This is a genomic window from Kribbella steppae (assembly GCF_004342025.1).
Classification (GTDB): domain Bacteria; phylum Actinomycetota; class Actinomycetes; order Propionibacteriales; family Kribbellaceae; genus Kribbella; species Kribbella steppae.
In genome coordinates, this window is record NZ_SLWN01000012.1 from 250,615 (window position 1) to 275,981 (window position 25,367).

Here is a 25,367-nt window from a genome sequence, read left to right on the forward strand (position 1 = left end):
TCGGAGACATGACGAGCTTCCCGGAGCAGTGGGACGACGGCACCGATCCCGCCGGCCCCGCCCACCAGATCCATTGGTACGACGACCGCACCGTCATCATCCGGCAGGCATTGCGGACCAACTTCGAAGGCCCCTTCATCTACCTGCTGCTCGGCACCGAGCGGGCTCTGCTCCTGGATACCGGTACGGGTGACGCCAAGCTGCGGCCGGTCGTGGACAGGCTGCTGTCCGGTCAGCGGTTGATCGTCGCGCACACGCACAGCCACGGCGATCACATCGGTGGCGATGCCGAGTTCGAGGACGTCGTCGGCAAGTCGGCCGAGGACGTGGCGATGTACTTCGGCGTCGACGACTGGCCGAACGACGTGGTCCAGCTCGACCTCGGCGACCGGGTCCTCGACATCATCCCGATCCCCGGGCACCACGCCTCTCACATCGCCGTCTACGACCGGACGACGCGGCTGCTGTTCAGCGGCGACTCGCTGTACCCGGGCCGGCTGTACGTCTTCGACTGGCCCGCGTTCCGGGCGAGCGTGTCCCGGCTGGCCGATTTTGTTGCCGAGGGCAATCCTGTCGAGTGGGTCCTGGGAGCGCACATCGAGCTGACCGCGCGACCGGGGGAGGACTACGAGATGGGGGAGGACAAACACCCGGGCGAGCACGTGCTGCAGTTGGCGCCCGCCGTACTGTCCGAGCTCGCGGAGGTGCTCGAGGAGGCCGGCACGGAACCCGCCCGGATCGTCCGCGACGACTTCATCGTCTACCCGGTCTGAGGCACCACGCGATTGCGCCTCACATCTGTGGGCACCTTCAGGCACACTGAGGCCAGGAGCCAGCAGGGAGGCCATCATGGGTGAGGAAGTCGACCGGGTCGAGTTCACCCGGGCGGACCGGACCGCGTTCCGCGACCAGGTCCATCGCAACCTGGACGCGTTCGCACGGATGTTGCGCGAGGCCCGGTTCGCCCCCGAGCGGCCGATGACAGGAATCGAGATCGAGCTGAACCTGGTCGACGAGCACTTCGACCCGGCGTTCAAGAACTCCGAGGTGCTGAGCGCGATCGAGGACGACGCGTTCCAGACCGAGCTCGGCCAGTTCAACATCGAGATCAACGTGCCACCCGGCCAGATCGACGGCATCGGGCTGGACACGATGGAGTCGAATATCCGCGACAGCCTGAACGCGGCTGAGGAGAAGGCGACCCGGACCGGGTCGTCGATGGTGATAGTCGGCATCCTGCCGACCCTGATGACCGACCACATCCGCCGCGAGGCGCTCAGTACCAACCCGCGCTACGCGTTGCTGAACGACCAGATCTTCGCCGCCCGCGGTGAGGACGTGCAGATCTCGATCGACGGGATCGAGAGGCTGGCGGTGACCGCGGACAGCATCGTGCCCGAGGCCGCCTGTACGTCGACACAGTTTCACCTGCAGGTCACGCCGGAAGCCTTCCCGCGGTACTGGAATGCGGCCCAGTCGATCTCCGGGGTGCAACTCGCGGTCGGCGCCAACTCGCCGTTCCTGTTCGGCAAGGAGTTGATGCGGGAGACCCGGATCCCGTTGTTCGAGCAGGCCGCCGACACCCGCACGCACGAGCTGAAGACCCAAGGCGTCCGGCCGCGGGTCTGGTTCGGTGAACGATGGATCACCTCGATCTTCGACCTGTTCGAGGAGAACTCGCGCTACTACCCGGCACTGCTGCCGGTCACCACGGACGAGGACCCGATCGCCGTCCTGGACCGCGGCGACACCCCGGGCCTTTCGGAATTGCGGCTGCACAACGGGACGATCTATCGCTGGAACCGCCCGGTGTACGACGTTGTCCGGGAGAAGCCCCACCTGCGAGTGGAGAATCGCGTGTTGCCGGCCGGCCCGACCGTCGTCGACACGATGGCCAACGGCGCCTTCTACTTCGGCCTGGTCCGCGCGCTGGCCGACGACGAGCGGCCGATCTGGTCGCAGATGTCGTTCAGCGCGGCGGAAGAGAACTTCCACGAAGCGGCCCGGCACGGCATCGACGCGGAGGTCTTCTGGCCCGGCGTCGGTACGGCGCGCGCGACCGAACTCGTGCTGCGACGCCTGCTGCCGTTGGCTTCTCGGGGTTTGGATGCCTGGGGTGTGGACGCTGCCGTACGTGACCGTCTGCTGGGCATCATCGAGCAACGCTGCCTGACCAATCGCAACGGTGCCGCGTGGCAGGCCGACGAGTTTCATCGACTGTATACAAAGGGATCGCACGGACGTCGCGACGCGTTGCGCGGCATGCTCCGCCGGTACTCCGACCACATGCACGAGAACACTCCTGTGCACGAGTGGCCGATCGACTGAACCGGTTAGCCACGCAGACAACGTGGGACAAGCATGGCCTCACTTCCATCGGTGACCGATGGGGTTGCGGGCGGAACTTCGGTCAGCCGGGCGGAACTGCCGCGCACTTGCCCAAGGCAACTGGGCGGGGAGTTCGATAACGACCCGGACTACAGGGGTGGCGCGTTGGGTGACAGCCCTGCAAAGGTGTGCGCACCGGAAGGTTAGAGAAACCCGTCGCGGGTAGTACTCGGGCACCGGCGCGACTGCCGCAACGGCCGCTGCGCCGATGGTGGAGTGCTACCCGCACGACGATCAGCCGTCCGTCACGACCGCGACACAGCTGGTGTAAATGCAGCGGATGCCGACCACGGTCGAGAGCAGTATCGTTCGGAACGGGTCGACACGACACCCGGAGGTGAGGCAGGGCGATGACGACCATCGTCGTGGGTTACGTGCCGAAGGCGGAGGGCCGTGCAGCCCTTCGACGCGCGGCGGAAGAGGCGACGCTTCGTGACGCGAAGCTGGTAGTGGTGAACTCACACAGGGGCGGGCGGAGCTTCGACAGCGACGAGGCGTCGGCCAGTGACGCCGCCCTGGCAGAGGTACGGGAGCAACTCGACTCGACCGGTGTGCCGTACGAGGTGCGGCAGCTGGTGCGTGGACTCGACCCGGCGGAGGACCTGGTGGCCGTCGCCGAGCAGGTGCACGCGGAGTTCATCGTGATCGGCCTTCGGCGCCGGAGCCCGGTCGGCAAGCTCATCCTCGGCAGCAACGCCCAACGGGTGCTGCTCGACGCTCCGTGTCCGGTGCTGGCCGTGAAGGCCGACGAAGGGGAGGACTGAGGTGACTTCGACACGCAGCAAGAAGCTGTGCCTCGCACAGCAGCCCGACGCCGACGAGATGCTGAGCAGAGATCCGTTCGCACTCCTGGTGGGCATGCTGCTCGACCAGCAGATCCCGATGGAGCGCGCGTTCGCGGGCCCGGTCGCGATCGCGAAGCGGATGGCCGGTCCCTTCGATCCCTCCACGGTCGCGCACTACGATCCGGACGCCTTCGTCGAGGTGGTGGCCGGCCCGCCGGCCGTGCACCGGTTCCCGACCGCGATGGCCGCCCGGATCCAGACCCTGGCCAAACACCTCGACGAGGAGTACGGCGGTAACGCCTCGGGCCTGTGGTCCGATGTCAAGTCAGGGGACGACCTGCTGGCCAGGCTGTCGGCCCTGCCGGGGTTCGGCGCGCAGAAGGCGAAGATCTTCGTCGCGTTGCTCGGCAAGCAACTCAAGGTCCGGCCGCGGGGCTGGCGCGAGGCATCCGAGCCGTACGGCGAGGACGGCGCGTACAAGTCCGTCGCGGACGTGATCGATGTGGCGTCGTTGGTGAAGGTGAGACAGTTCAAGCAGGAACAGCAGCTGGTCCAGCAACGCGTGGTGGCCCGGCCGCTGCGGCGGACCCGGAACGGCTGAGGACGACTCAGAAGGCGACAGTATTTGAACGTTGAAGTGTTCGGGCCTCTCCCGGTGCGGCGTCGACCGCCCGGCAGGGGCCTGACTACGTCGTTCGGGGGGTCGCGGCGCGCTCGGGCTTGGTTCGCGGATTACAATGTAGTGTTGCCGCCGCCTGACCAGCGAGCAGCCGCACTCAGCCGTATCCGGAATCAGCATCGCCAGCACCACCAACGTCGTACCGCCGTATTACAAACCCTGCGTCAGACGAGAGGTAATTCGTGTCGTCCAGCTCGTCCGAGAATCTTCCCGCCGAGTCAGCCCGGGCCGTGGCCGCCACTGCCCGCAGCACGGCTCCGAGGACCAGCGCCCGAGTGACCGAGTCGCCCGCCAAGAAGGCGGCCGTGAAGAAGGCCGCGGCCAAGTCTGCTGCCGCCACCAAGGAGGACGGTATCCCCGCGAAGAAGGCCGCCGCGAAGAAGGCGCCGGCGAAGAAGGCCGTCTCCGAAGCCGGGCTTGCGATCGATCCCAAGACCGGCAAGCCGCGCTCGCTGGACGAGGTCGACGAAACCGACTTCAGCCCTGACGCGGTGAAGCCGCTGGAGAAGGAGCTCACCGAGGACGAAGGCTTCGTCGTCTCCGAGGCCGACGAGACCGACGAGCCCGAGCAGCAGGTCATGGTCGCCGGTGCGACCGCCGACCCGGTGAAGGACTACCTGAAGCAGATCGGCAAGGTCCCGCTGCTGAACGCCGAGCAGGAGGTCGAGCTCGCCAAGCGGATCGAGGCCGGCCTGTTCGCCGAGGAGCAGTTGGGCGACGAGGCCGCCAAGCTCAAGGACAAGGTCCGCGACGAGTACGACTGGATCTCCGAGGACGGCCGCCGGGCGAAGAACCACCTGCTCGAGGCCAACCTGCGCCTGGTGGTGTCGTTGGCCAAGCGCTACACCGGCCGCGGCATGCTGTTCCTGGACCTGATCCAGGAGGGCAACCTGGGCCTGATCCGTGCGGTCGAGAAGTTCGACTACACCAAGGGGTACAAGTTCTCGACGTACGCCACCTGGTGGATCCGGCAGGCGATCACCCGCGCGATGGCCGACCAGGCCCGCACCATCCGGATCCCGGTGCACATGGTCGAGGTCATCAACAAGCTGGCCCGTGTCCAGCGGCAGATGCTGCAGGATCTCGGTCGCGAACCCACTCCGGAAGAGCTCGCCAAGGAGCTCGACATGACCCCGGAGAAGGTCATCGAGGTGCAGAAGTACGGTCGCGAGCCGATCTCGCTGCACACTCCGCTCGGTGAGGACGGCGACTCCGAGTTCGGCGACCTGATCGAGGACTCCGAGGCGATCGTGCCGGCCGAGGCAGTCTCCTTCACGCTGTTGCAGGAGCAGCTGCACGCGGTTCTGGACACGCTGTCCGAGCGCGAGGCGGGTGTCGTCTCGATGCGGTTCGGTCTGACCGACGGCCAGCCGAAGACGCTGGACGAGATCGGCAAGGTCTACGGGGTGACCCGGGAGCGGATCCGGCAGATCGAGTCCAAGACGATGTCGAAGCTGCGCCACCCGTCCCGCTCGCAGGTCCTCCGGGACTACCTGGACTGATTGATGGGCCAGTGGATCGCCGGCGTGCTCGCGCTGGTGATCCCTGTCCTCGATACGGCTTCACTGGCCGCCACCGTGCTCACGGCGGCGGCCTTGCTGTTCACGCTTCTCCTGGTCGCCCGGTCCACCGCGCCCGCGACCGCTCCACTTCTCGCGATCGCCACCTCGGTCCGTGAGATCGCCGAGGAGACCGCGTTCCTGCGGCTCCGCGATCCCGACGCCGCCGGACGGCCCCACCCACGAGCACCCGGACGTTAGCGCACTGCCTCGCTGACCGATCCGTCTCTCACTCGTGGAGTTTCGTCATGCCTTCTTTCCTGGAGGCACCGGTCGCCGGTGCCTATCACCTCATCACCTCACTCGTCACAGCCATCGAGCCGCTCACCGGTGCATATGCCGCGGTCGTCGCGATCGTCTTGTGCACACTCGCCGTACGCCTGCTGCTGCTTCCGCTCAGCCTCCGGGCTCACCGTGGTCTGAAAGCCGGTGCCGAGCTGATGCCTCAACTGCGTGAGATCACGCAACAACATCAGAAAGATCCGGAGCGCGTACGGCGTGAGGTCGCGAAACTGCAGGCGGAGTCGGGGACGACGCTGTTCGCCGGCTTCCTGCCGATGCTCGCGCAGTTGCCGTTCTTCTGGTTGATGTACACGCTGTTCTCCCGCGCGGCGGTGGCGGGGGAGTCGAACCAGTTGATCAGCGGCAGCCTGCTCGGTGCGCCGCTCGGTCAGCACTGGCCGGTGCTCACCGGGACGCCCGCGTTCCTCGCCCTCGCCGTACTGCTCGCGGTCGTCGCCTGGTTCTCGGCCCGCCTGCAGGTTCGGCAGTTGGACGACACGGCGACACCGCTGACCCGCGGCTTGGCCCGGATCCTTCCGTTCGGAACCTTGGCCACCGCGGCCTTCGTCCCGCTCGCGGCCGGCCTGTACCTGCTGACCACGACCACCTGGACGGTGGTCGAACGGACCATCCTGCAACGCTGACACCTGCACGATCAGAGCTCGGACAGTTCGTTGCGACCCGCTGGACGATTCTGCTACCGTCTTTAATAAATCCGGTTGCATAATGAGTAGGGGTCATGGACGGTACCCGAGGAGCCGCTCAGGTCGAGCGATCGGCGAATCAGGCCGCCTGTTTGCTCTTCCTGGCTGACACCGATGGTGCGCAGACGGTCGGGGTCATCAGCGCGGGGACCGGACTGTCGCGACCCACGGTGCACGCCGTCCTCGACGATCTCCTCGAGGCCGGTCTGGTGGTGTCCACCGAACCGTCGACGGTCGGGCCGGGGCGGCCGGCGCGTGCCTTTCGGTTCGCTCGGGAAGCTGGGCTTGTTGCCGGTGTGGACCTTGGCCCGCGCGGGGCACGGGCCGTCATCTGCGATCTGTCCGGCCGCCGGCTGGCTTACACCGAACTCAAGCGCGACCGGCGCGCCGAGGTCGCCATGATCCAGCGCGCCATCAACGCCGCGGCGGATGCGGGCTCGATCGATGTCGGGAGACTTCGTGCGGTCGGCGTAGCTCTGCCCGGTGTGATCGAGACGAGCGGTCACCTGCGCGCCAGTCTCGCGCTGCCCGAACTGGTCGGCCTGCCGGTCGCGGAGACCGTGTCCCAGGACCTGGGCTGTCCAGTTGCCATCGACAACGACATCAAGCTGGCCGCACTGGCCGAGCAGCGCGCCGGCGCCGGGCGCGGGTACTCCGATGTCGTCTACCTCCAGATCGGTCGCCGGTTGTCCGTGTCGATCGTGCTGAACGGAGTCATCCGGCAAGGACGCCACCGCCTCGCCGGTGAACTCGGCGCGCAGCGAGGTATGCGCTGGACGCGAAATGCCCAGCGGGGACAGCTGAAGTGGACGTCGCATCCGACCAGTGAGGCCGTGCTGACGGCGGCAGCTGGTGGCGATCCGGACGCCCAAGCAGAGGTCGAGGACTTCTGCGAGCAGATCGCCGGACGCATCGCGACCGTGCTGCTGGTCGTCGATCCGGAAGTCGTGGTCGTGCGGGGCGGGCTCCCGCAGGACACCGGCGCGCTCCTTCGTCCGCTCGCCGCAGCGGTCGAGAAGGAGTTGGTCTTCCCCGAGCGCCCACCGTTCGTCGCCTCGGCCCTGGGCCGTGAGGCCGTGGTGCTCGGGGCGGTCGGCAACGCGTTCGACCAGTTCAGTTCCGGCATTTACGGGGTCCACGACTATCCGAGTCCGTGGACCCAGCTCACCCACGATGTGGAGAGGACCAGTAAGTGAAGCTAGGAGTCAGCACATATTGCTTTCACTCGCTCATGGCGAGCGGCGAGATGGACCTGATCGGTGTTCTGGATTGGGTCGCGGCATCGTCGGCCGGGCACCTGGAGATCGCCGGCATGGACGGGGAGTTCTACCTGGAGCACGACGACCTCGTGCGCGATGCGGCCAAGCAGGCCGACGATATCGGCGTACCGATCGTGAACTACCTGGTCAGCGGCGACCTGCGGACGGCCGACGACAAGGAGATCGACCGCCTCCGCCGGCAGCTGGATGTCGCCCACCGGTTCGGCGCCGGCATCTTCCGCCACGACGTCGCCCCGTGGGACTGGCGTGAGCAGGACCCGGGGGAGTTCGAGTCGACGTTCGAGCGGGTCGTGGAAGGCTGCCGTGCGGTCGCCGACCACGCCGCGGAGTTGGGCATCGTGTCGACGATCGAGAACCACGGCTTCTTCATGAACGGCAGCGACCGGCTGGCCCGGCTGGTCCACGCCGTGGATCGCCCGAACTTCCGGGTCACACTCGATCTCGGCAACGGACTCTGCGTCGGCGAGGTGCCCGGCAAGACTGCCGCCGGACTGATCGACATCGCGGCGTCCGTGGGCGTGAAGGACTTCCACATCCGCCGGTCGGCAGGAGACGGCTGGCTCAAGACGCTGGCCGGGGACTACCTGCTCGGCACGATCGCGGGGCACGGCGATATGGACCTGGCGGGCCTGCTGGCTGTGGTCAGCAGCAAGCCCGAGCTGCCGGTGAGCCTCGAGTTCGAGGGCCTGGAGGCGACTCCGAAGGCCATCGAGCGCGGGCTCGCGAACGTCCTCCGAATCGCGGAAGGTGTTGCCTGATATGACGACGCGAGTTGCTGTCATCGGACTGGGCGCCATCGCGACCCAGCACCTGATCTCGTACCAGAAGAACCCCCAGGCCGAACTGGTGGCCGTGTGTGACATCGACCGGGTGCGTGCCAAGGCGCGAGCCGACGAGTTCGGTGTGCCGCGGGCAACGGATGTGGTCGACGAGATCCTGACCGATCCCGAGGTCGACGCTGTGAGTATCTGCGTGCCGAACCTCCTGCACGCCAAGATCGCGGAGGCGGCGCTGCGAGCCGGCAAGGACGTGCTGGTCGAGAAGCCGATGTCCGTGACGGTCGACGAAGCCGAAGCGCTGGTCCGGGCGACCCAGGAAACCGGGCAGGCTCTGCAGATCGGCTACGTCCGGCGCTTCGCCCCGAACGCCTTGGTGACAAAGCGTTTCCTGGACGAGGGCGAGTTCGGCGACATCTACGCCGCGCGGGCGACGATCATCCGTGCCGCCGGCAACCCCGGTGGATGGTTCGGCGACGTCGACATCTCCGGTGGTGGCCCACTGATCGACCTGGGTGTCCACATCATCGACCTGTGCTGGTACCTGATGGGCATGCCGACCGCGGTCTCGGCGTCGGGGGCGACGTTCTCGCCGCTCGGTGCCCGGGACAACATCCAGCACCTCTCCCGGTACCGGGCCGCGTCGGAGTCGCGGGTCAACAACGTCGAGGACTACGCGACCGCACAGATCCGGTTCGAGGGCGGGGCGGTCCTCGACGTGGACACGTCGTACTCCCTGCACGCGCGCAACGCGACGAGTGTGAAGATCCACGGCGACAAGGGCGGGGCGGAGATCGAGCCCGAGCTGCTGATGATCACCGAGCGCCACGACACCCTGTTGCACATCCAGCCGCAGATCGATTCTCTCGGGTTCGACTTCGGCACCGGTTTCGCCAACCAGATCGATCACTTCCTGCGGATCTGCCGCCGTGAGATCCCGGCCGACGCGACGGCGGAGCAAGGCCTCGAGATGGCTCGCATCCTGACGGCGATCTACGAGTCCGCCAGGACCGGATCCGAGGTGCCCATCACTCGCTGACCGGAGCCGGCGAGGCTGGACCCCAGTCTCGCCGGCCCAGCTTGCCGACCGTTGTCAAAGGCAACGACAAGAAGCGCCCGGCTGGAGGCGATGCGGCACCAATGAACGTCTCAGGTCTCCCGGGGGAGTGGAAGGTGGATCGTGAACGTCGCGCCGTGGGGATCGGTGTCGGTGACGGTCACCCTTCCCCGGTGGGCGGCGACCAGCGCGGCGACGATGGACAGGCCCAGACCGGAGCCGCCGGTGGCGCGGGCACGGGCTGAGTCGGCGCGGTAGAAGCGTTCGAAGACGCGGGCCTTCTGCTCCTCGGTCAGCCCGGGGCCGGTGTCACTCACCTCGAGAATCGCCTCGCCGTCGCGGGTGCCGACCGAGACCGTGATCGGCGCCTCGGGCGGGGTGTGGTGGAGCGCGTTGCTGACCAGATTGCCGAGTACCTGGCGCAGGCGCGCCTCGTCGCCCGCGACCACCGGTGCTTCGGAGCCCGGCAGGATCTTCAGGGAGATGTCGCGGTCCGGCTGCACCGCCTGGGCGTTGTGCAACGCGTCCGCCGCGACCGGCAGCAGGTCGACCGGCTCCATCTTCAGCGGCCGCTGTTGATCCAGACGGGCCAGCAGGAGCAGGTCGTCGACGAGGAGGCCCATCCGCTTGGCCTCGTCCTCGATCCGCCGCATGGTGTCCGAATCCACCGCGTCGCCGCGCTGCCGGCTGAGTTCCGCGAATCCACGGATGGAGGTCAGTGGTGTCCGCAGTTCGTGGGAAGCATCGGCCACGAACCGGCGCATGCGGTCTTCCGACTGCCTGGCAGCGTCTTCGGACCGGCGGGCGGCGAACTCGGACGCGGTCCGCTGCGCGAACGCGGTCTCGATCTGCCCGAGCATCTGGTTCAGCGCGAGCGACAACCGGCCGACCTCGGTCCGCGGATCCCGTTGCGGCACCCGCTGACTCAGATCACCACCCGCGATCGCGACGGCCGTGTGCTCGACGTCTTCCAAACCGCGCAGACTTCGCCGTACGACGTACGTCCCGACGCCGGCCAGCAACACCAGCAGGATGAGGGCGGCCGCCGCTTGTACGCCGATCAGTCGCTGGATGGTGCGGTCCATGTCGCCCAGGCTCTGGGCCACTGTCACGGAACCGTTGCCGTTGTCCAGCGGCAACGCCACGACGCGCCAGGTCGCGTTGCCGGACACGGCGTCGGTGTTGAACGGCTTCCCTTCGAGGGCGCGCACCTGGTTGAGATTGAGTTTGGGCAGGTCCGGCAGCGGCTCGGTCTCGGCCAGCGGCGCCCGGAACGGCGACTCGTCCGGAGTGCCCTCGGAGTCGTTGAACTGGACGACGATCAGGCTCGGCAGCGGCCGGTTCCGGCCAGGTCCTGGCCGGGGCGGCCGGTTGGAGGTGCCGTCGTCCTGCTGGAACGCGGCGGCCGTCTTCGTCAGTTGGGTGTCGACCCGGTCGACCAGATAGCCGCGCATGATCGTCGTCGCCAGCACACCGGACGCGACCAGGGCCAGCGCCACCAGCGTCAGGAGTACGACGACGATGGTGACGCGGAGGGGGTACCGGTCGGTGAAACGCCGGTGGGTGAGCTGCATCAGTTCGGGCCTCGCGGCGTGCGTAGGACATAGCCGACGCCCCGGACGGTGTGCAGGAGCTTCTGATCGCCGGTGTCGACCTTGCGGCGCAGGTACGACATGTACGACTCGACCACACCTGCGTCACCGGCGAAGTCGTAGTTCCAGACCGCGGACAGGATCTGGCCCTTCGACATCACCCGCTCGGCATTCTCCAGCAGGCAGCGCAGCAGCTTGAACTCGGTGAGTGACAGCTGGACGGCCTGGCCGGACTTGAAGACCTCGTAGCTGTCCTCGTTCAGCTCCAGGTCGGCATACCGCAGTACGGCGGCATCGGTCGTGGTCTGCTCGCGGTGGCCGGACCGGCGGAGCAGTGCGCGGACCCGGGCGACCAGCTCGTCCAGGCTGAACGGCTTGGTGACGTAGTCGTCCCCGCCGGTGTGCAGACCGAGCACCTTGTCCTCGACCGCGTCGCGAGCGGTGAGGAACAGCACCGGTACGTGCCGGTCCTCACCGCGCAGCCGGCGGACCACCTCGAAACCGTCCAGGCCGGGCATCATCACGTCCAGCACGACCAGGTCGGGTTCCACCTCCCGGGCCTTGCGCAGCGCCTCGGCGCCGTGGGTCGCCGTGGTGACCTCGTACCCGGCGAAACGCAGACTCGCGGACAGCAGTTCGACGATGTTCGGCTCGTCGTCGACCACCAGCAGATGCGGGCTCATGCCCTCAGTCTGCCGCTCCTCCCCGTGCGAAGCCTGGAAGGTTCCTGGCAATCAGCTGTGAGTCGTCACCCCGAGATCACCGGGGACCGCGGCCGAACCCCCACTTCTCGCCGGCGGCCTCGCGGACCGTGCCGTCGTTGATCGAGGAGGCGGTGGCCTTGCCGTCGGCAACCACGGCGGACACGGTGACCTTGTTGCCGGTCTTCACGTCGTCGATGCCGTCCCGGGCAGCGTTCACCAAGGTGTCCTCGGTGATCGCGTAGGTCCGGCTGTAGCCGTCCTCGCTCTTGACCGTGATCGAGTCCTTGCTGACCGCCGTCACCTCGCCGCGCTGGGTGGCGACGGTCTGGTAGGTCCCGTCGTCCTTCTTGACCACGAACTCGCCGTGCAGTGCGCCGCCGAGGCCGAACTGGCCGCGGTGACCTGGCCCACCCTTGCCTGGCTCACCCGGCTTGTCCGGCGTGGCGGAAGGGTTGGACGGTGAGGCCGAGGGGGATGGGGTCGGGTCCGCGCTGGACGATGCCCACGCGACTCCGCCTGCCACGGTGGTGGCCACCACCGCTGCCGCCGTGCCGGCCAGCCGCCAGCGATTCTCGATGAGCTTCTGGTACGACGCCATGCTGAAGTGCCTTCCGTACTGCGTGCCAGGCCGAGCACCTGGCACTGGTCCTTCCTACGCTGCCTTGCCAACCTTGGACGAAGCTCCGGTGCGGCTAAGAAAACCCTGGCAATCGGACGGCTGCAGAGCGCGACTAGACCAGGAACAGCACGGCGGTCAGCCACACCGCGGCGGCGAGCGACGCACCGATGAACTCGATCAGGATCGACAGGCCGGTCGCCCGCAGCGCGTGCTTGGTCGACGTCCAGGCGTGCGCGTGGGCGCCGAGCCGCTGCCGCTCGGACAGGTAGACGCCGAGCGGGAAGCCGACGAACATGCCGACCACCGGGATCACGAAGAACCCGACGATGCCGAGCAGGACGCCGACGAACATGGATCGCCGGGGTACTCCGGATTCCCGGAGCCGCCGCTCCGGTACGACGTACTTGACCACCTGACTGGCACCGATCAGGACGATCGCGGCGGCCAGCACGATCCAGCCGGTCGGGCTCTGCTCCTCCAGCGCCCAGACCAGGATCGCTGCCAGGCTCAGGAGCGCGCCGGGCAGCACTGGGATGACGATGCCCGCGATGCCGACGAAGATCGCGACCCCGACCAGGACCGTCCCAACACTGTTCACATGGGCCACTCTGCCGCAAAACAGGGCCCCGTAGGGTGGGCACATGCCCCAGCTGCACGAACTGGTCACCGCACTCGCTGCTCCCTGGGTGGTTCTCTCGCCGCGCTCCGGTCAGCTCACCGCCACCGGCGCGGAGGGTGTCTACGCCCGGGACCGGCGGATACTGTCCCGGCTCAGCGTCACGGTCGACGGTGAGCCCCCGGTCCCGATCCACGCGGACGAACGCACCGCCTCGTCCCACGAGTACGTCGCTGTGGTCGAAGGACTGGGCGACTCCAACCGCCACGACCCGACCGTGATGCTGTACCGCACCCGGGAGGTCGGCACCGACGGTATGACCGAGCGGATCAGACTGGTGAACCGGTCCCGCGAGACGGTCGCGTGCCGCCTGGACGTTGCCCTCGGCACCGATCTGGCCGGGACGGCGGCGGTCCGCAGCGGAGCCGCCGCGGACCTGCCCGAGCTCAGCCCGGCGTACGACGGCCCGGCCCGGCTGCACTGGGACAACTCCGGGACCCGGGTGACCGCTCGCCTCGACCCCGGCGTGACCGCGAGACCGCGGCTCGAGCCGGGGGAGGAGTTCACCCTGACCGTGCAGGTCACCGCCGATTTCCCGAAGGGCACCACCGACTTCAGCATCGACCCACCGGCACCCCAGCTGCCGTACAAGTTCGGCGTCCACTGTGACGACAAGCGAGTGGAACGCTGGGTCGATCGGTCGCTCGCCGATCTGCAGGCCCTGCAACTCGCGGCCGGCGACGACCGCTACCTCGGCGCCGGACCGCCTTGGTACCTGACGCTCTTCGGCCGCGACTCGCTGATCTCGTCCGGCATGCTGATCCCGGTCGATCCCGAGCTGGCCGCAGGAACGCTCCGGGCACTGGCCGCGTGGCAAGGCACCAAGGTCGACCTGGACTCGGCCGAGCAGCCGGGCAAGATCCCGCACGAGCTCCGCGCCGAGGTCGCCGATCACGGCGGCGGCCTGGTCCTGCCGGCCGCGTACTACGGTACCCACGACGCGACCCAGCTCTGGATCATGACCCTGCACAAGGCCTGGCGCTGGGGCATGCCCGCCGACGAGGTCAGGGAGCTGCTGCCGAACCTCACCCGCGCGCTCAGCTGGATGAAGGCGTACGCCGACCCTGACGACGACGGCTTCCTCGAGTACGTCGACGAGTCTGGCCACGGCCTGGCCAACCAGGGCTGGAAGGACTCGGCCGACGCGGTGCAGTGGCCGGACGGCACGATTGCCGGCGCACCGATCGCGTTGTGCGAGGTCCAGGGCTACGCGTACGCAGCAGCGGTCAAGGGAGCCGAGCTGCTGGAGGCGCACGACGAGTCCGGTGACGAGTGGCGCGAGTGGGCCGCCGCGTTGCAGGAGCGGTTCCGCAGCGCCTTCTGGGTCGACGGCTATCCGGCCATCGCTCTCGACGGCGAGAAGAACCCGGTCGCGGGCCGCGCCTCCAACATGGGCCATCTGCTCGGCACCGGGCTGCTGGACGCGGAAGAAGAGCAGACCGTCGCCGACGTCCTGGCCGGCGGGGATCTCGACAGCGGCTTCGGGCTGCGAACCTTGTCCACGGCAATGACCCGGTTCAACCCACTCGGCTATCACACCGGCAGCGTCTGGCCGCACGACACCGCGATGGCGATCGAGGGCCTGTACGCGACCGGGGAGTCCGCCCGCGCATCGTCGTACGTCGAGGGCCTGATCCGTGCCGCGGAAGCTTTCGACTACCGGCTGCCGGAGTTGTACGGCGGCCGCGGCCTGCTCGAGGAGTCGACGCCGACGCCGTACCCGCTGTCGTGCCGTCCGCAGGCCTGGGCGGCCGCCTCCGCGATCGCGGTGGTCGTCGCGGCACTGGGGATCGAACCCGACGTCCCGGGCGGCACGCTCGTGCTGAACCCGGCAGAGTCGATGCCCTGGGAGTTCCTCAAGGTGTCCGGCCTGCGGCTGGGCAAAGACCCGCTGTCACTGGAGTGGCGTTCCGGCGAACTGACAGTGCTGGAGGCCCCGAAGGACCTCCAGCACTGATCGCGGGTCGGTGCGTCTGGTCGCGGGGGTCAGACCGTGAGTACGGCGGCCGTCGCGAGCACCAGGTAGACCGCGGCGACGAGACGGTTGCGCCACTGGCTCGTCGTACGCACGGAGCGGACGCGGCGGCCGATGGCGTCGGCGCCGACGGCGTAGCAGAGGTCGAGCGACAGTCCGATGATGAGCGCGCCGACACCGAGCAGGAGCATCTCGGTGCGGAGTTGGTCGGGGCCGGCGCCGCGGCTGGTGAACTGGGGGAGGAAGGCCAGGAAGAACAGGGCCGCCTTCGGGTTGAGCAGGTTCACCACCACGCCGTCGCGGAAGATCCGGGCGAGCGGTGCGGGCGGGACGCCGCCGGTCGGCTCGGTGGTGGGTGCCTTGAGCATCTTCACGCCGAGGTAGGCCAGGTACAGCGCGCCGGTCAGGGTGATCGCGGTGAACAAGGCCGGTGAGGCCTTGACCAGCGTCGCCAGCCCCAGCGCGGCGACGACGATGTAGACGAGCGTGCCGGTCTCGATCGCCAGTGCGGACACCACCCCGGCCCGGCGCCCCTGGGTGAGGCTGCGGAGCGAGATGTAGAGGTTGTTCGGCCCGGGCATCCCGACCAGCACCACCGTCGTACCGGCGAATCCCAACAGCTGCGCGATCCCCATGATCTCTCTCCCTCTCGAACTGGACTGCCTTCTGGTACTAGCCTGGCGGCGCGAGAAGCAGTCCACCCGAGCCAATAGGGGGAGAAGTGGACCGTTCTGGGGATGCGGCCGTCCTGGCGGACCTGATCGGCGGCCGGCTGACCGGACGCGGCGGTGGTGGCCTGTACCGCCGGCTGGCCGATGCGATCGCCGCGCTGATCGGCTCGGCCGAGCTCCCGGTCGGCGCCCGCCTGCCCGCCGAACGCCGCCTCGCCGAGGCCCTGGCGGTGAGTCGTGCGACCGTCGTCGCGGCGTACGACGAACTGCGCGCACGTGGCCTGGTGGAGAGCCGCCGGGGCAGCGGTACGACGGTCGCGCGGGCCGCGAGCCGTGGTCGTTCACGAGCGGACAAGCGGATGCCGGCGGGGTACGGCGAATCCCTCTTCCACCGGATCGCGGTCGGGCCGGGCGAGGTCATCTCGCTGACGTACGCCGTCGACCCGGGCATGCCGGAACTCGCCGGCGAACTGATCGAGCTGGCGACGAGCGACCTACCTACGCTGCTCGACGACGTCGGCTATCACCCGCGTGGACTGCAGGTGCTGCGAGAGCGGATCGCCGAGCACTTCGACGAGTCCGGTCTGCCGACGTCGCCCGACGAGATCGTCGTGACCACGGGTGCGCATCAAGCGATCGCATTGGTGACCCAGATGTATCTGCGCAGCGGCGCGGCTGTGGTGATCGAGCAGCCCAGTTGGCCCGGCTGCTTCGATCTGTTCGGGGCGGCCGGTGGGCGGGTGGTCGGCGTACCGCTGGATGACGCGGGGATCAGGCCCGACCTGCTGACCGCTGCGTTCGCGGAGCACGAGCCGGCCATGTTGTTCGTGATGCCGACGTTCCACAACCCGACCGGGCGGCTGATGTCGGCGAACCGGCGACGGCAGGTCGCGGAGTTGGCGGCGAAGCATGGCGTGGTGGTGGTCGAGGACAACGCGTATTCGGCCTGGGACCCGGCCGGACCGTCGATCCCACCGCCGGTGGCGGCGTACGCCCCAGACGGTAGTGAGGTGCTGTCGATCGGGTCGGTGTCGAAGGCGGTGTGGGGTGGTCTGCGGATCGGGTGGATCCGGGCGTCGCGGCCGCTGGCGGAGCGGCTGGCCCGGCACAAGGCGCTGGCCGATCTCGGGAGTCCGGTGATCGATCAGGCGCTCACGGCCCGGCTGCTGCCTCGGTTGACGGAGCTGACGTTGGCGCGGGCGCGGGTCGCGACGGCGCGGCGGAAGCTGATGGGTCAGTTGCTGACCGAACGACTGCCCGACTGGGAATGGTCGGAGCCCGAAGGTGGGTCGGCGTTGTGGATCAAGTTGCCGGAGACCGATGCTCGGGTGTTCGCCCAGGTGGCGCTGCGACATGGTGTGGAGGTGGTGGCCGGCCGGGCGATGGATCCGACGGGTGCGTACGACGACCACCTGAGGGTGCCGTTCGCGTATCCGGAGCCGGTGCTCGACGACGCAGTGGACCGGTTGGCCCGGGCCTGGCAGGAACTCCGCCGCCACGGCCCACCACCCGACGTACCAATGGTCTGACGTGACGGATGGCGGTCACCCTCTCGGGTGACCGCCATCGGAGCCTCTATGACTTTGGCGCCGTCGTTGGCGCGTTTATGAAGCTAGGGCTTACCGCTCGTCCTCCGCCGCGGCGACGGTCGGGGCGGCTTCGAGGCGGCCCGTCTCGTCGTGGATGGTGATTGCGATGTTGCGCAGCTTCTCCGCGTGTTCCCGGCTGTGGTGGGCGCAGAAGAGTAGCTCCCCACCGCTGGTCAGGGTGACACGGACGTAGGCCTGCGCGCCGCAGCGGTCACAACGGTCCGCAGCCGACAGGGTCGAACTCGGGGCGAGTGCTGTAGTCACTTGAGGCCTCATCTCATCTAGTTCCGTACTCACCAGATAGCAACATCCTGACATGCGGATCGCTTCCCGGTAGGGGCAGCGTGTCCGTATGTGAGACGAACCACCTGTTCCCGTATGACGCATCCTGACGAGGAATCGTTTCGGATGCAGTCGAATTGTTGTTTCCGGCGCGTGTCGGGCGTGTCCTCTTTCACTGTGCGCCATGACATCGTCACTGCGCGCTGAAGATCGGAGTGTCGTACACCACTCCGGATCGAGTCCGGATCGATACCTGCCGAAGCACCTTTCTCCTCTGCCGATCGATGCTCCGGGTGTACCCCGGCGCTGACCTGGACCGGTCATGGGGCCTCCCGGCCTGGACTGAGGAGCGCAGGGAGCGAAGCGACTGGAGTGACGAGGGAAGGCCGGGAGCCAAGGCCCCATGACCCCGCCGGTGCCGAAGGCCCGGCCAAGAGCTCCGCCCCGCCTTCCAGGTTTTGGGGGTACGGCGGCATAGGGTGTGAACATGCGTTCGGACCCGGCCGGTCCGGGACGCGGTGCAGTCAGCTTGTGAACCAGTGAAGGAGCCCAGTGGCCGCCCCGACGCCTCGCAGTACCGAGCTCGACCCGACGTACAACGCCCGCCATCTGCTCGTCCTCGAAGGTCTCGAGGCGGTCCGGAAGCGGCCCGGTATGTACATCGGGTCCACCGACAGCCGCGGCCTGATGCACTGCCTGTGGGAGATCATCGACAACGCCGTCGACGAGGCCCTGGCCGGACACGGCGAGCGGATCGACGTCGTCCTCCACAAGGACGGCTCGGTCGAGGTGAAGGACCGCGCCCGTGGCATCCCGGTCGACATCGAGCCGAAGACCAAGCTGAGCGGTGTCGAGGTCGTGTTCACCAAGCTGCACGCCGGCGGCAAGTTCGGCGGCGGGTCGTACAACGCCTCCGGCGGCCTGCACGGTGTCGGCGCCTCGGTGGTGAACGCGCTGTCCGCGCGGCTCGACGTCGAGGTCGATCGCGGCGGTGTGGTCTGGACCACCTCCTTCCGGCGCGGCGTCGCCGGAGAGTTCGACGGCGAGGGCGCCAACGCGAGCTTCAGCCCGGCGAAGGGCCTGCGCAAGGCCGGCCGGGCGAAGAAGGGTGTCACCGGCACCCGGATCCGGTACTGGGCGGACCGGCAGGTCTTCACCCGGGACGCGGCCTTCAACTACGACGAGCTGGTCACCCGGGCGCGGCAGACGTCGTTCCTGGTGCCGGGGCTCGAGTTGGTGATCCGCGACGAGCGCGGTGACGAGGCCACCGAGGAGTCGTTCAAGCACGACGGCGGGATCAGCGAGTTCTGCGAGTTCCTGGCCACCGACCAGAAGGTCACCGAGGTGATCCGGCTCAGCGGCACCGGGAACTTCACCGAGACCGTGCCGATGCTGGACGACGCCGGCCACATGACCCCGACCGACGTCGAGCGCGAGCTCGAGGTCGACATCGCGGTCCGCTGGGGCGACGGGTACGAGACCGAGCTCCGGTCCTTCGTGAACATCGTGGCCACGCCGAAGGGCGGCACGCACGTGGCGGGCTTCGAGCGTGCCCTGTCGAAGAGCTTCACCAACGCGCTGGACGGCACCCGGCTGCTGAAGAACGGCGAGGAGGTCATCAAGGACGACGTCCTGGAGGGGCTGACCTCGGTGGTGACGGTCCGGCTGGCCGAGCCGCAGTTCGACGGCCAGACCAAGGAGGTCCTCGGGACGCCGGCCGCCTCGCGCATCGTCGCGAAGGTCGTGCAGAACGAGCTGGAAGCGTTCCTCACCTCGAACAAGCGCGAGCACAAGGCCCAGGCGCGTGCCGTGCTGGAGAAGGTGGTCGCCGCCTCCCGGACCAGGGTCGCCGCGCGCCAGCACCGCGAGCTGCAGCGGCGGAAGACCGCACTCGAGTCGTCGGCCCTGCCGGCCAAGCTGGCGGACTGCCGCAGCAACGACGTGGACCGGTCCGAGCTCTTCATCGTCGAGGGTGATTCGGCCCTCGGCACGGCGAAGCTGGCCCGGAGCTCGGAGTTTCAGGCTTTGCTGCCGATCCGGGGCAAGATCCTGAACGTGCAGAAGGCGTCGGTCGGCGACATGCTGAAGAACGCCGAGTGCGCCTCGATCATCCAGGTGGTCGGTGCCGGGTCGGGCCGCAGCTTCGACCTCGAGCAGGTCCGCTACGGCAAGATCATCTTCATGGCCGACGCCGACTCCGACGGCGCGCACATCCGCTGCTTGCTGGCCACGCTGTTCTTCCGCTACATGCGGCCGCTAGTCGACGCGGGTCGGGTCTACACCGCCGTACCGCCGCTGCACCGGTTCGAGCTGACGAACCCGAAGAAGGGGCAGGACAAGTTCCTGTACACCTACAGCGATGCCGAGTACCAGCGGAAGACGGCCGAGCTGATGAAGAAGGGTGTGCGCTGGAAGGAACCGCCGCAGCGCTACAAGGGTCTCGGTGAGATGGACGCCGACCAGTTGGCCGAAACGACCATGGACCCCCGCCACCGCACCCTGCGCCGCATCACCGTCGACGACGGCGAAGCCGCCGCCCAGGTCTTCGACCTGCTGATGGGCAACGACGTCGCGCCGCGCAAGGAGTTCCTGGTCCAGGGCGCCTACGAACTGGACGAGAACCGCATCGACGTATGACGGCCCGGCTGGCCTGCTTCGATCTGGACAACACCCTGATCGATCGGGACGGTGCGTTCCTGGCCTGGGCCCGGTGGTGGGTGGATCGGTCCGGGCTGGGTGCGGATGCGGTCGAGTGGTTGGTTGCTCATGACAACGGTGGGTTCACGCCGCGGGCGCAGTTGTTCGCGGGGGCTCGCGAAGCCTTTGGTGTGGTGACGTCGGTCGAGGAGCTGGTGGCTGCTTACGATCGGGAGCACCCGGGGTTCACCTGGGTCGAGCCGGCAGTGCTGGATGGTCTGGCTTCGTTGAGTACGGCGGGGTGGCGGGTGGCTGTGGTGACGAACGGGAACGTGGTCCAGCAGAGCCGGAAGCTCGAGCACACTGGGATTGCCGGGGCGGTCGACTACTGCTGCATCTCCGAGGCGGCCGGTGTGCGGAAGCCTGATGCTCGGATCTTCGCGATTGCGGCCGAGGGGGCCGGGGCGACGTTGGCTGACGGGTGGATGGTTGGCGACCATCCGCCGTACGACATCGCCGGTGGGATCAACGCCAAGCTCAGCACCATCCGGATCGGCGACCATCACGACGTGCCGACGCCGATTGCGGACCACCACCTGATGTCGGTCGTGGACGCGTTCCCGGTCATTCTCGCCAGCTGACGGCCACTGCCCGGGGCTGTCGAATCGGGACTTAAGCCTCTGTCGACGCTGTCCAATCCCCGCGTAGCGTCGAATGCCACGATGCCGTTCTTTTGCGGCGTCCTGGGGGCTGGGGGAGTGGCAGCATGCTGGAAAAATTGAAAAGAGTGGCCGGGGGTGGTTGGGGGACTCGCTGCGATGGTGGCCGTGGTGGGAGTCAGTTCCGCCTCATCCGCACCGGCGGGACAAGCGGCACCACCGGGAATCACGATCCAACCGGATCTTCCAGAGCCTGGGGAGGCTCAGTTCGCGCCGGGTCAGGGCACTGTCGTCGCGCCGGTCGCGCCGGCGGCGAAGGACATCGGGGCGGTCCCGATGCAGTCAGCGGCCGCCGGTTTCTACACCTGCTCGGGGTTCGGCACGGTCGATGACCAAACCCCGCTCAAGAACCTCTACGGCGATGCCTACACCTGGGGTCCGTTCCCGCCGTACAAGGTCGGGAACGGTGGTGGAAACATCAACTGGCGGCTGAATCCGTACAAGAACGCGAGCTGGTACATGTGGTTCCACTCGCTGCGCTGGATCGGCCAGGGAATCATTGCCGCCGGCAAGGGTGATCTGACCGCGATGACCCGGGTGAACACGATCGCCTACGACTGGTTCCGGGACAATCCGTACTCCTGGAAGGGCGACATCGGCGCCTGGGAGTCCACGATGCACCGCACCAACGTGCTGATCTGCCTGCGGCAGGCGATCATTTCAGGGCTTCAGACAACGACCTTGCCGGCCCGGTACGCCTGGGTGGATACGGCGCTGCTGAGTCACGCGAGATTCCTCACCTACAACTGGAGCGGTGCGTGGAACCACGGCACCGACGAGAGCATCGCGCTCTTCGGAGTCGGCTGCACGGTGAACCGCACCGACTACAAGAACCTGGCCCAGCAGCGGCTGGCCGCGGGTATCACCACGTCCATCGACGCGGAAGGGTCGACGAACGAGCAGTCGACGGCCTACGCGCAGTTCAACTATTCGCTCTGGGGCCGGGCCGCGACAGTGCTGCAGAACTGCGGGGTGAATCCGGGAACCACGATCGCGAGCCGGCGGGCGCTGATGGCGACCTGGCTCGCGCTGGCGACGAACTCGATGGGCAAGCTGCACCAGATCGGGGACTCCGAGGTGGTGTCCACCTATCCGTGGGTGGGCACGCCGATGGAGTACGCGGGCTCGCTGGGGGCCAGGGGCGCGGCGCCGGCGAAGCGGGTCGGCATCTTCGCGGCCGGATACATCTTCGGCCGCACCGGCTGGGGTGCCACCCGGGGCTTCGCCGGGGAATCGGCGTACAGCATCCGGTTCGGCGGGGTCAGGGGGTTCCACGGGCACAGTGACCACACCAGCATGACCTACACCTCCCGCGGGCGGGACATCGTGGTCGACAGTGGTCACGCGGGTTATCAGAACGACGTCTGGCGGACGTGGGCGGAGGGCCCGACCGCGCACAGCGTGATGACGACCCCGCTGTCGGTGGACCGCGCGGCCGCGACGAAGCTGACCCGGTCGTTGGTCACGGCGAATGCGGAGTTCTTCGAGTTCGTCGATGCTCCCGCGACGGGGATCAGCCGGGTCCGAGCGGTGCTGGTGCTGAAGGATCCGGATCTGATCGTCACGTTGGACCGCGGGTCGTCGAAGACCGCGCAGCAGTTCCAGACCCTGTGGCATCTGCCGTCGGATCAGCGAGCGACTGTCTACTCCCGCACGGCCGCGGTGGCCGCGGCGCCGGGCGACTCGACCAGGACGATTCTGTTCCAGATCCCGTACCGGCAGGCCCTGCCGGCTGGAGCGATCCTGATCAAGCAGGCGCAGACGAATCCGATCCAGGGCTGGCACTACCGGACCATCTTCATCCGGAAGTCGGCGCCGACGCTCATGTTCGCCCGGTCCGGCTACTCGGCCTCGATCCTGTCCTTCGTCGTCCCGGTCCGGACGACGGGCTCGGTCACCTACACCACCCGGATGTCAGGTACGACGTTCGTCATCAACCTGAACGTGGCAGGTCAACGAGTCTCGGTCGGAGTATCGGCAGGAGGCTCGGTCTTCCGGATCACGTAGATCCGGCCGGTCTGCGCCCAGCTCAGGCTGGGCGCAGACCGCTCTCCTGCTGGTGCGGGTCCATTTGCCGGTGGACGGGTACAGGATGGACACACCGACCATCTCCGAGGGGGAGAGTATGAGCGAGAAGTCCTACGTCCCGCCGAAAGGCCGCGTGCTGACGCCGTACCTATGCTGTCGCGACGCCGCCAGGGCCATCGAGTGGTACGGCGAAGTGTTCGGCGCACGGCTGACCTGGGATCCCTTTGTCGACCCCGACGGCCGTATCGGTCATGCCGAGCTCGAGATCGACGGCGCCATGATCATGCTGTCGGACGCCTATCCCGAGCTGGTCGACGCCCCAACGCCGGGCCGGCTTCCGACGTACGCCTTGAATCTCTATCTGCCGGATGTGGACGCCACCACCGCGGCGGCCGAGCAGGCTGGGGCGACGGTCGAGCGGCAGCCGGCGGATGCCTTCCACGGCGCGCGGACGTCGACGATCGTCGACCCCTTCGGGGTTCGCTGGATGCTGGCGACGCACGTCCGGCAGGTGAGCGACGAGGAGTTCGAGGCGGCGAGGGCCGGGTTCGCGGAGGAGTGAGGCCGGCTCAGCGCGGCGGTACAGCGATGTGCGTGCCGGCGGAGAGTCGCCGGCCGTCGACGGTGATCTCGCTGCGGTCGGGCGCGATGTGCACGTCGATGGTGTGGTCGCGGTAGGTGAGGCCCTCGAGCGTAATGGTGCCGGAGGCAACGGGTTGGGGCTACAAGTGGGACGGGATCGGCGACCCGACCGACTTCGTCGGCCTGGACAACTTCCGGCAGATCGTGCACGACAGCATCTTCTGGCGGTCGCTCGGCCACACCTTCGTGTACGCCGCCTTCGTCGTACCGATCCAGCTGGTGCTGGCACTGGCACTTGCACTGGTGCTGAACAACAAGCGGCTGCGGTTCGCCTCGTTCTACCGGACGCTGTTCTTCCTGCCGGTCGTGACCTCTGCCGCGGTGATCGGGGTCGTGATCCAGCTGCTGGTGTCGAACTTCGGCGACTCGATCAACAACCTGCTGCTGAAGCTCCATCTGATCGATCGGCACATCGACTGGCTGGGGGATCCGCACTTCGCGCTGGCGATCATCATCCTGGTCGGGATCTGGCACACGTTCGGCTACAACCTCGTGTACTTCCTGGCTGGTCTGCAGACGATCCCCGAGGAGCTCTACGAAGCAGCGCGGCTGGACGGTGCCGGCCGGTTGGCGCAGTTCCGGTACATCACCATTCCGATGCTGCGGGCGGTCGGCGTCGTGATCGTCGTCCTGGCGGTGATCGGGACGTTCCAGATCTTCGACCTGGTCCAGGTGCTGACCAGCGGCGGGCCGTACTTCTCCACCGAGGTCGTGAACACCTACATCTACCACCTGGCCTTCGGCGGGAGTAATGCCAACGCGGTGCAGCCCAACATCGGGCTCGCCTCGGCGGCGTCGTTCATCTACGGCGTGCTGCTCATCGTCTTCTCGGTCGTCCAGGTCGTCGTACTGCGCTCTCTCGCGCAGCGCCGGGGGACAGGAGGCCGCCGATGAAGCGTGGTCGCGCGGTGACGGTGATGACGCATGTCGCCTTACTCGTCAGCGGTCTGGCCTGGTTGTATCCGCTGTTCTGGGCTCTGGGCAGTTCGCTGAAGAGTGACGACGAGTTCTTCGGTCGTGGGCTGAGCCCGTTGCCGTCGCAGTTCTTGTGGTCGAACTACCTGGATGCGTGGCGCGAGGCGTCGTTCGGCCGGTACTTCATGAACACTTTTCTGATCACCCTCGGGACGGTACTGGTCACTTTGGTAGTCACTTCCACCGCAGGGTACGTACTTGCCCGAACACGGTTTCCGGGCCGGGGGTTCTGTCTGGGGCTGGTGTCGGCGACGTTGTTCCTGCCGCACGGCTACACGATCATTCCGGTCTTCGACCTGATGCAGCGGCTGCACCTGCTCAACAGCCTGTGGGCCGTGATCGTCGTGCAGGCGTCCGGCGGCGTGGTGTTCGGCACGTTCCTGTTCATGGGCTACTTCATGGCGATCGACCGCGAACTCGAGGACGCGGCCCAGGTCGACGGCGCGAACTTCCACCAGACGTTCGCGCGGATCATGCTGCCGCTGTCCGGGCCGATGCTGGCCACGGTCGGGTTGTTCACCGCGATCACCGCGTGGAACAGCTTCTTCATCCCGCTGGTCTTCACGCTGGGCCGGCCGGAGCTGCGCACACTCGCGATCGGCATGTACGCGTTCATCGGGGAGAACTCGACCGAGTGGACGCTCCTGTGTGCCGGGACCGTGATCACGCTCGCCCCGATCACCCTGCTGTTCCTGCTGTTGCAACGGTTCTTCGTCAACGGCCTGGCCGTTGCGGTCAAGCAATAGGG

24 protein-coding genes are annotated in these 25,367 nt (G+C 67.7%); 18 read left to right on the forward strand and 6 right to left on the reverse strand.

Annotated elements, in window-relative coordinates:
• Positions 1–8 precede the first annotated feature (8 nt).
• The 10 genes from EV652_RS32110 (at position 9) to EV652_RS32155 (ending at position 9,492) form a co-directional block, all read left to right on the forward strand.
• A complete protein-coding gene (locus EV652_RS32110) occupies positions 9–773 on the forward strand; it encodes an MBL fold metallo-hydrolase (RefSeq protein ID WP_132213028.1) in 765 nt (254 codons plus the stop codon).
• Between the two features lie 76 nt (positions 774–849).
• A complete protein-coding gene (locus EV652_RS32115) occupies positions 850–2,328 on the forward strand; it encodes a glutamate-cysteine ligase family protein (RefSeq protein ID WP_132213029.1) in 1,479 nt (492 codons plus the stop codon).
• Between the two features lie 410 nt (positions 2,329–2,738).
• Positions 2,739–3,152 (forward strand): universal stress protein, encoded by a 414-nt coding sequence (locus tag EV652_RS32120; RefSeq protein WP_132213030.1) that lies wholly within the window; start codon positions 2,739–2,741, stop codon positions 3,150–3,152.
• A gap of 1 nt (position 3,153) precedes the next feature.
• A complete protein-coding gene (locus tag EV652_RS32125) occupies positions 3,154–3,774 on the forward strand; it encodes an HhH-GPD-type base excision DNA repair protein (RefSeq protein WP_132213031.1) in 621 nt (206 codons plus the stop codon).
• A 260-nt stretch (positions 3,775–4,034) separates the two neighbouring features.
• Positions 4,035–5,354 carry an RNA polymerase sigma factor gene (locus tag EV652_RS32130; protein ID WP_132213032.1) on the forward strand — a complete coding sequence of 440 codons (1,320 nt, stop codon included), beginning with the start codon at positions 4,035–4,037 and terminating at the stop codon, positions 5,352–5,354.
• A gap of 3 nt (positions 5,355–5,357) precedes the next feature.
• Entirely contained in the window at positions 5,358–5,612 is a 255-nt protein-coding gene (locus EV652_RS32135) for a DUF6412 domain-containing protein (protein ID WP_132213033.1), read from the forward strand.
• Between the two features lie 47 nt (positions 5,613–5,659).
• On the forward strand, positions 5,660–6,337 hold the full coding sequence (gene yidC / locus EV652_RS32140; RefSeq protein ID WP_132213034.1) for a membrane protein insertase YidC: 678 nt from the start codon (positions 5,660–5,662) through the stop codon (positions 6,335–6,337).
• Positions 6,338–6,432: 95 nt separating this feature from the next.
• Positions 6,433–7,593 carry an ROK family transcriptional regulator gene (locus EV652_RS32145; RefSeq protein ID WP_132213035.1) on the forward strand — a complete coding sequence of 387 codons (1,161 nt, stop codon included), beginning with the start codon at positions 6,433–6,435 and terminating at the stop codon, positions 7,591–7,593.
• Positions 7,594–7,628: 35 nt separating this feature from the next.
• Positions 7,629–8,435: a sugar phosphate isomerase/epimerase family protein gene (locus tag EV652_RS32150; protein WP_132213036.1), complete on the forward strand. Its 807-nt coding sequence runs from the start codon at positions 7,629–7,631 to the stop codon at positions 8,433–8,435.
• Between the two features lies 1 nt (position 8,436).
• Positions 8,437–9,492 (forward strand): Gfo/Idh/MocA family protein, encoded by a 1,056-nt coding sequence (locus EV652_RS32155; RefSeq protein ID WP_132213037.1) that lies wholly within the window; start codon positions 8,437–8,439, stop codon positions 9,490–9,492.
• Between the two features lie 110 nt (positions 9,493–9,602).
• Here the strand turns inward: EV652_RS32155 and EV652_RS32160 are convergent, their stop codons facing one another.
• The 4 genes from EV652_RS32160 to EV652_RS32175 all read right to left on the reverse strand — a co-directional run bounded on the left by EV652_RS32160 (position 9,603) and on the right by EV652_RS32175 (position 13,023).
• The gene (locus EV652_RS32160; RefSeq protein WP_132213038.1) at positions 9,603–11,084 is read right to left on the reverse strand and encodes a sensor histidine kinase; all 1,482 of its coding nucleotides are present in this window, start codon (positions 11,082–11,084) and stop codon (positions 9,603–9,605) included.
• Positions 11,084–11,785: a response regulator transcription factor gene (locus tag EV652_RS32165; RefSeq protein WP_132213039.1), complete on the reverse strand. Its 702-nt coding sequence runs from the start codon at positions 11,783–11,785 to the stop codon at positions 11,084–11,086. Before EV652_RS32165 ends, EV652_RS32160 begins: the two co-directional genes overlap by 1 nt.
• Before the next feature lie 76 nt (positions 11,786–11,861).
• The gene (locus EV652_RS32170) at positions 11,862–12,404 is read right to left on the reverse strand and encodes a hypothetical protein (RefSeq protein WP_132213040.1); all 543 of its coding nucleotides are present in this window, start codon (positions 12,402–12,404) and stop codon (positions 11,862–11,864) included.
• 133 nt (positions 12,405–12,537) lie between these two features.
• On the reverse strand, positions 12,538–13,023 hold the full coding sequence (locus EV652_RS32175) for a DUF456 domain-containing protein (RefSeq protein ID WP_132213041.1): 486 nt from the start codon (positions 13,021–13,023) through the stop codon (positions 12,538–12,540).
• A gap of 43 nt (positions 13,024–13,066) precedes the next feature.
• Here EV652_RS32175 and EV652_RS32180 point away from each other — a divergent pair, with 43 nt between their 5' ends.
• Positions 13,067–15,058, forward strand: a complete 1,992-nt coding sequence (locus EV652_RS32180; protein WP_132213042.1) for an amylo-alpha-1,6-glucosidase — start codon at positions 13,067–13,069, stop codon at positions 15,056–15,058.
• A gap of 29 nt (positions 15,059–15,087) precedes the next feature.
• Here EV652_RS32180 and EV652_RS32185 read toward each other — a convergent pair whose 3' ends face one another.
• Entirely contained in the window at positions 15,088–15,711 is a 624-nt protein-coding gene (locus EV652_RS32185) for a LysE family translocator (RefSeq protein WP_132213043.1), read from the reverse strand.
• A gap of 86 nt (positions 15,712–15,797) precedes the next feature.
• On the opposite strand from EV652_RS32185, the gene EV652_RS32190 reads away from it, so the two are divergent.
• Entirely contained in the window at positions 15,798–17,276 is a 1,479-nt protein-coding gene (locus EV652_RS32190; RefSeq protein WP_199238502.1) for an aminotransferase-like domain-containing protein, read from the forward strand.
• Positions 17,277–17,366: 90 nt separating this feature from the next.
• On the opposite strand, the gene EV652_RS32195 is transcribed toward EV652_RS32190, so the two are convergent.
• Entirely contained in the window at positions 17,367–17,612 is a 246-nt protein-coding gene (locus tag EV652_RS32195; protein WP_242002135.1) for a DUF7455 domain-containing protein, read from the reverse strand.
• Positions 17,613–18,170: 558 nt separating this feature from the next.
• Here EV652_RS32195 and EV652_RS32200 point away from each other — a divergent pair.
• The 6 genes from EV652_RS32200 to EV652_RS32225 all read left to right on the forward strand — a co-directional run bounded on the left by EV652_RS32200 (position 18,171) and on the right by EV652_RS32225 (position 25,365).
• Positions 18,171–20,255, forward strand: coding sequence for a DNA gyrase/topoisomerase IV subunit B (locus EV652_RS32200; RefSeq protein ID WP_132213046.1), 2,085 nt, complete (start codon positions 18,171–18,173; stop codon positions 20,253–20,255).
• Complete coding sequence (locus EV652_RS32205) at positions 20,252–20,896, forward strand: HAD family hydrolase (RefSeq protein ID WP_132213047.1); 645 nt, start codon at positions 20,252–20,254, stop codon at positions 20,894–20,896. Before EV652_RS32200 ends, EV652_RS32205 begins: the two co-directional genes overlap by 4 nt.
• Positions 20,897–21,085: 189 nt before the next feature.
• Complete coding sequence (locus EV652_RS32210; protein WP_242002136.1) at positions 21,086–22,981, forward strand: heparinase II/III domain-containing protein; 1,896 nt, start codon at positions 21,086–21,088, stop codon at positions 22,979–22,981.
• 118 nt (positions 22,982–23,099) lie between these two features.
• Entirely contained in the window at positions 23,100–23,564 is a 465-nt protein-coding gene (locus EV652_RS32215) for a VOC family protein (RefSeq protein ID WP_132213049.1), read from the forward strand.
• Positions 23,565–23,680: 116 nt separating this feature from the next.
• Complete coding sequence (locus EV652_RS32220) at positions 23,681–24,538, forward strand: carbohydrate ABC transporter permease (RefSeq protein ID WP_242002137.1); 858 nt, start codon at positions 23,681–23,683, stop codon at positions 24,536–24,538.
• On the forward strand, positions 24,535–25,365 hold the full coding sequence (locus tag EV652_RS32225; protein WP_132213050.1) for a carbohydrate ABC transporter permease: 831 nt from the start codon (positions 24,535–24,537) through the stop codon (positions 25,363–25,365). The genes EV652_RS32220 and EV652_RS32225 overlap by 4 nt, the downstream gene beginning before the upstream one ends.
• Positions 25,366–25,367 lie beyond the last annotated feature (2 nt).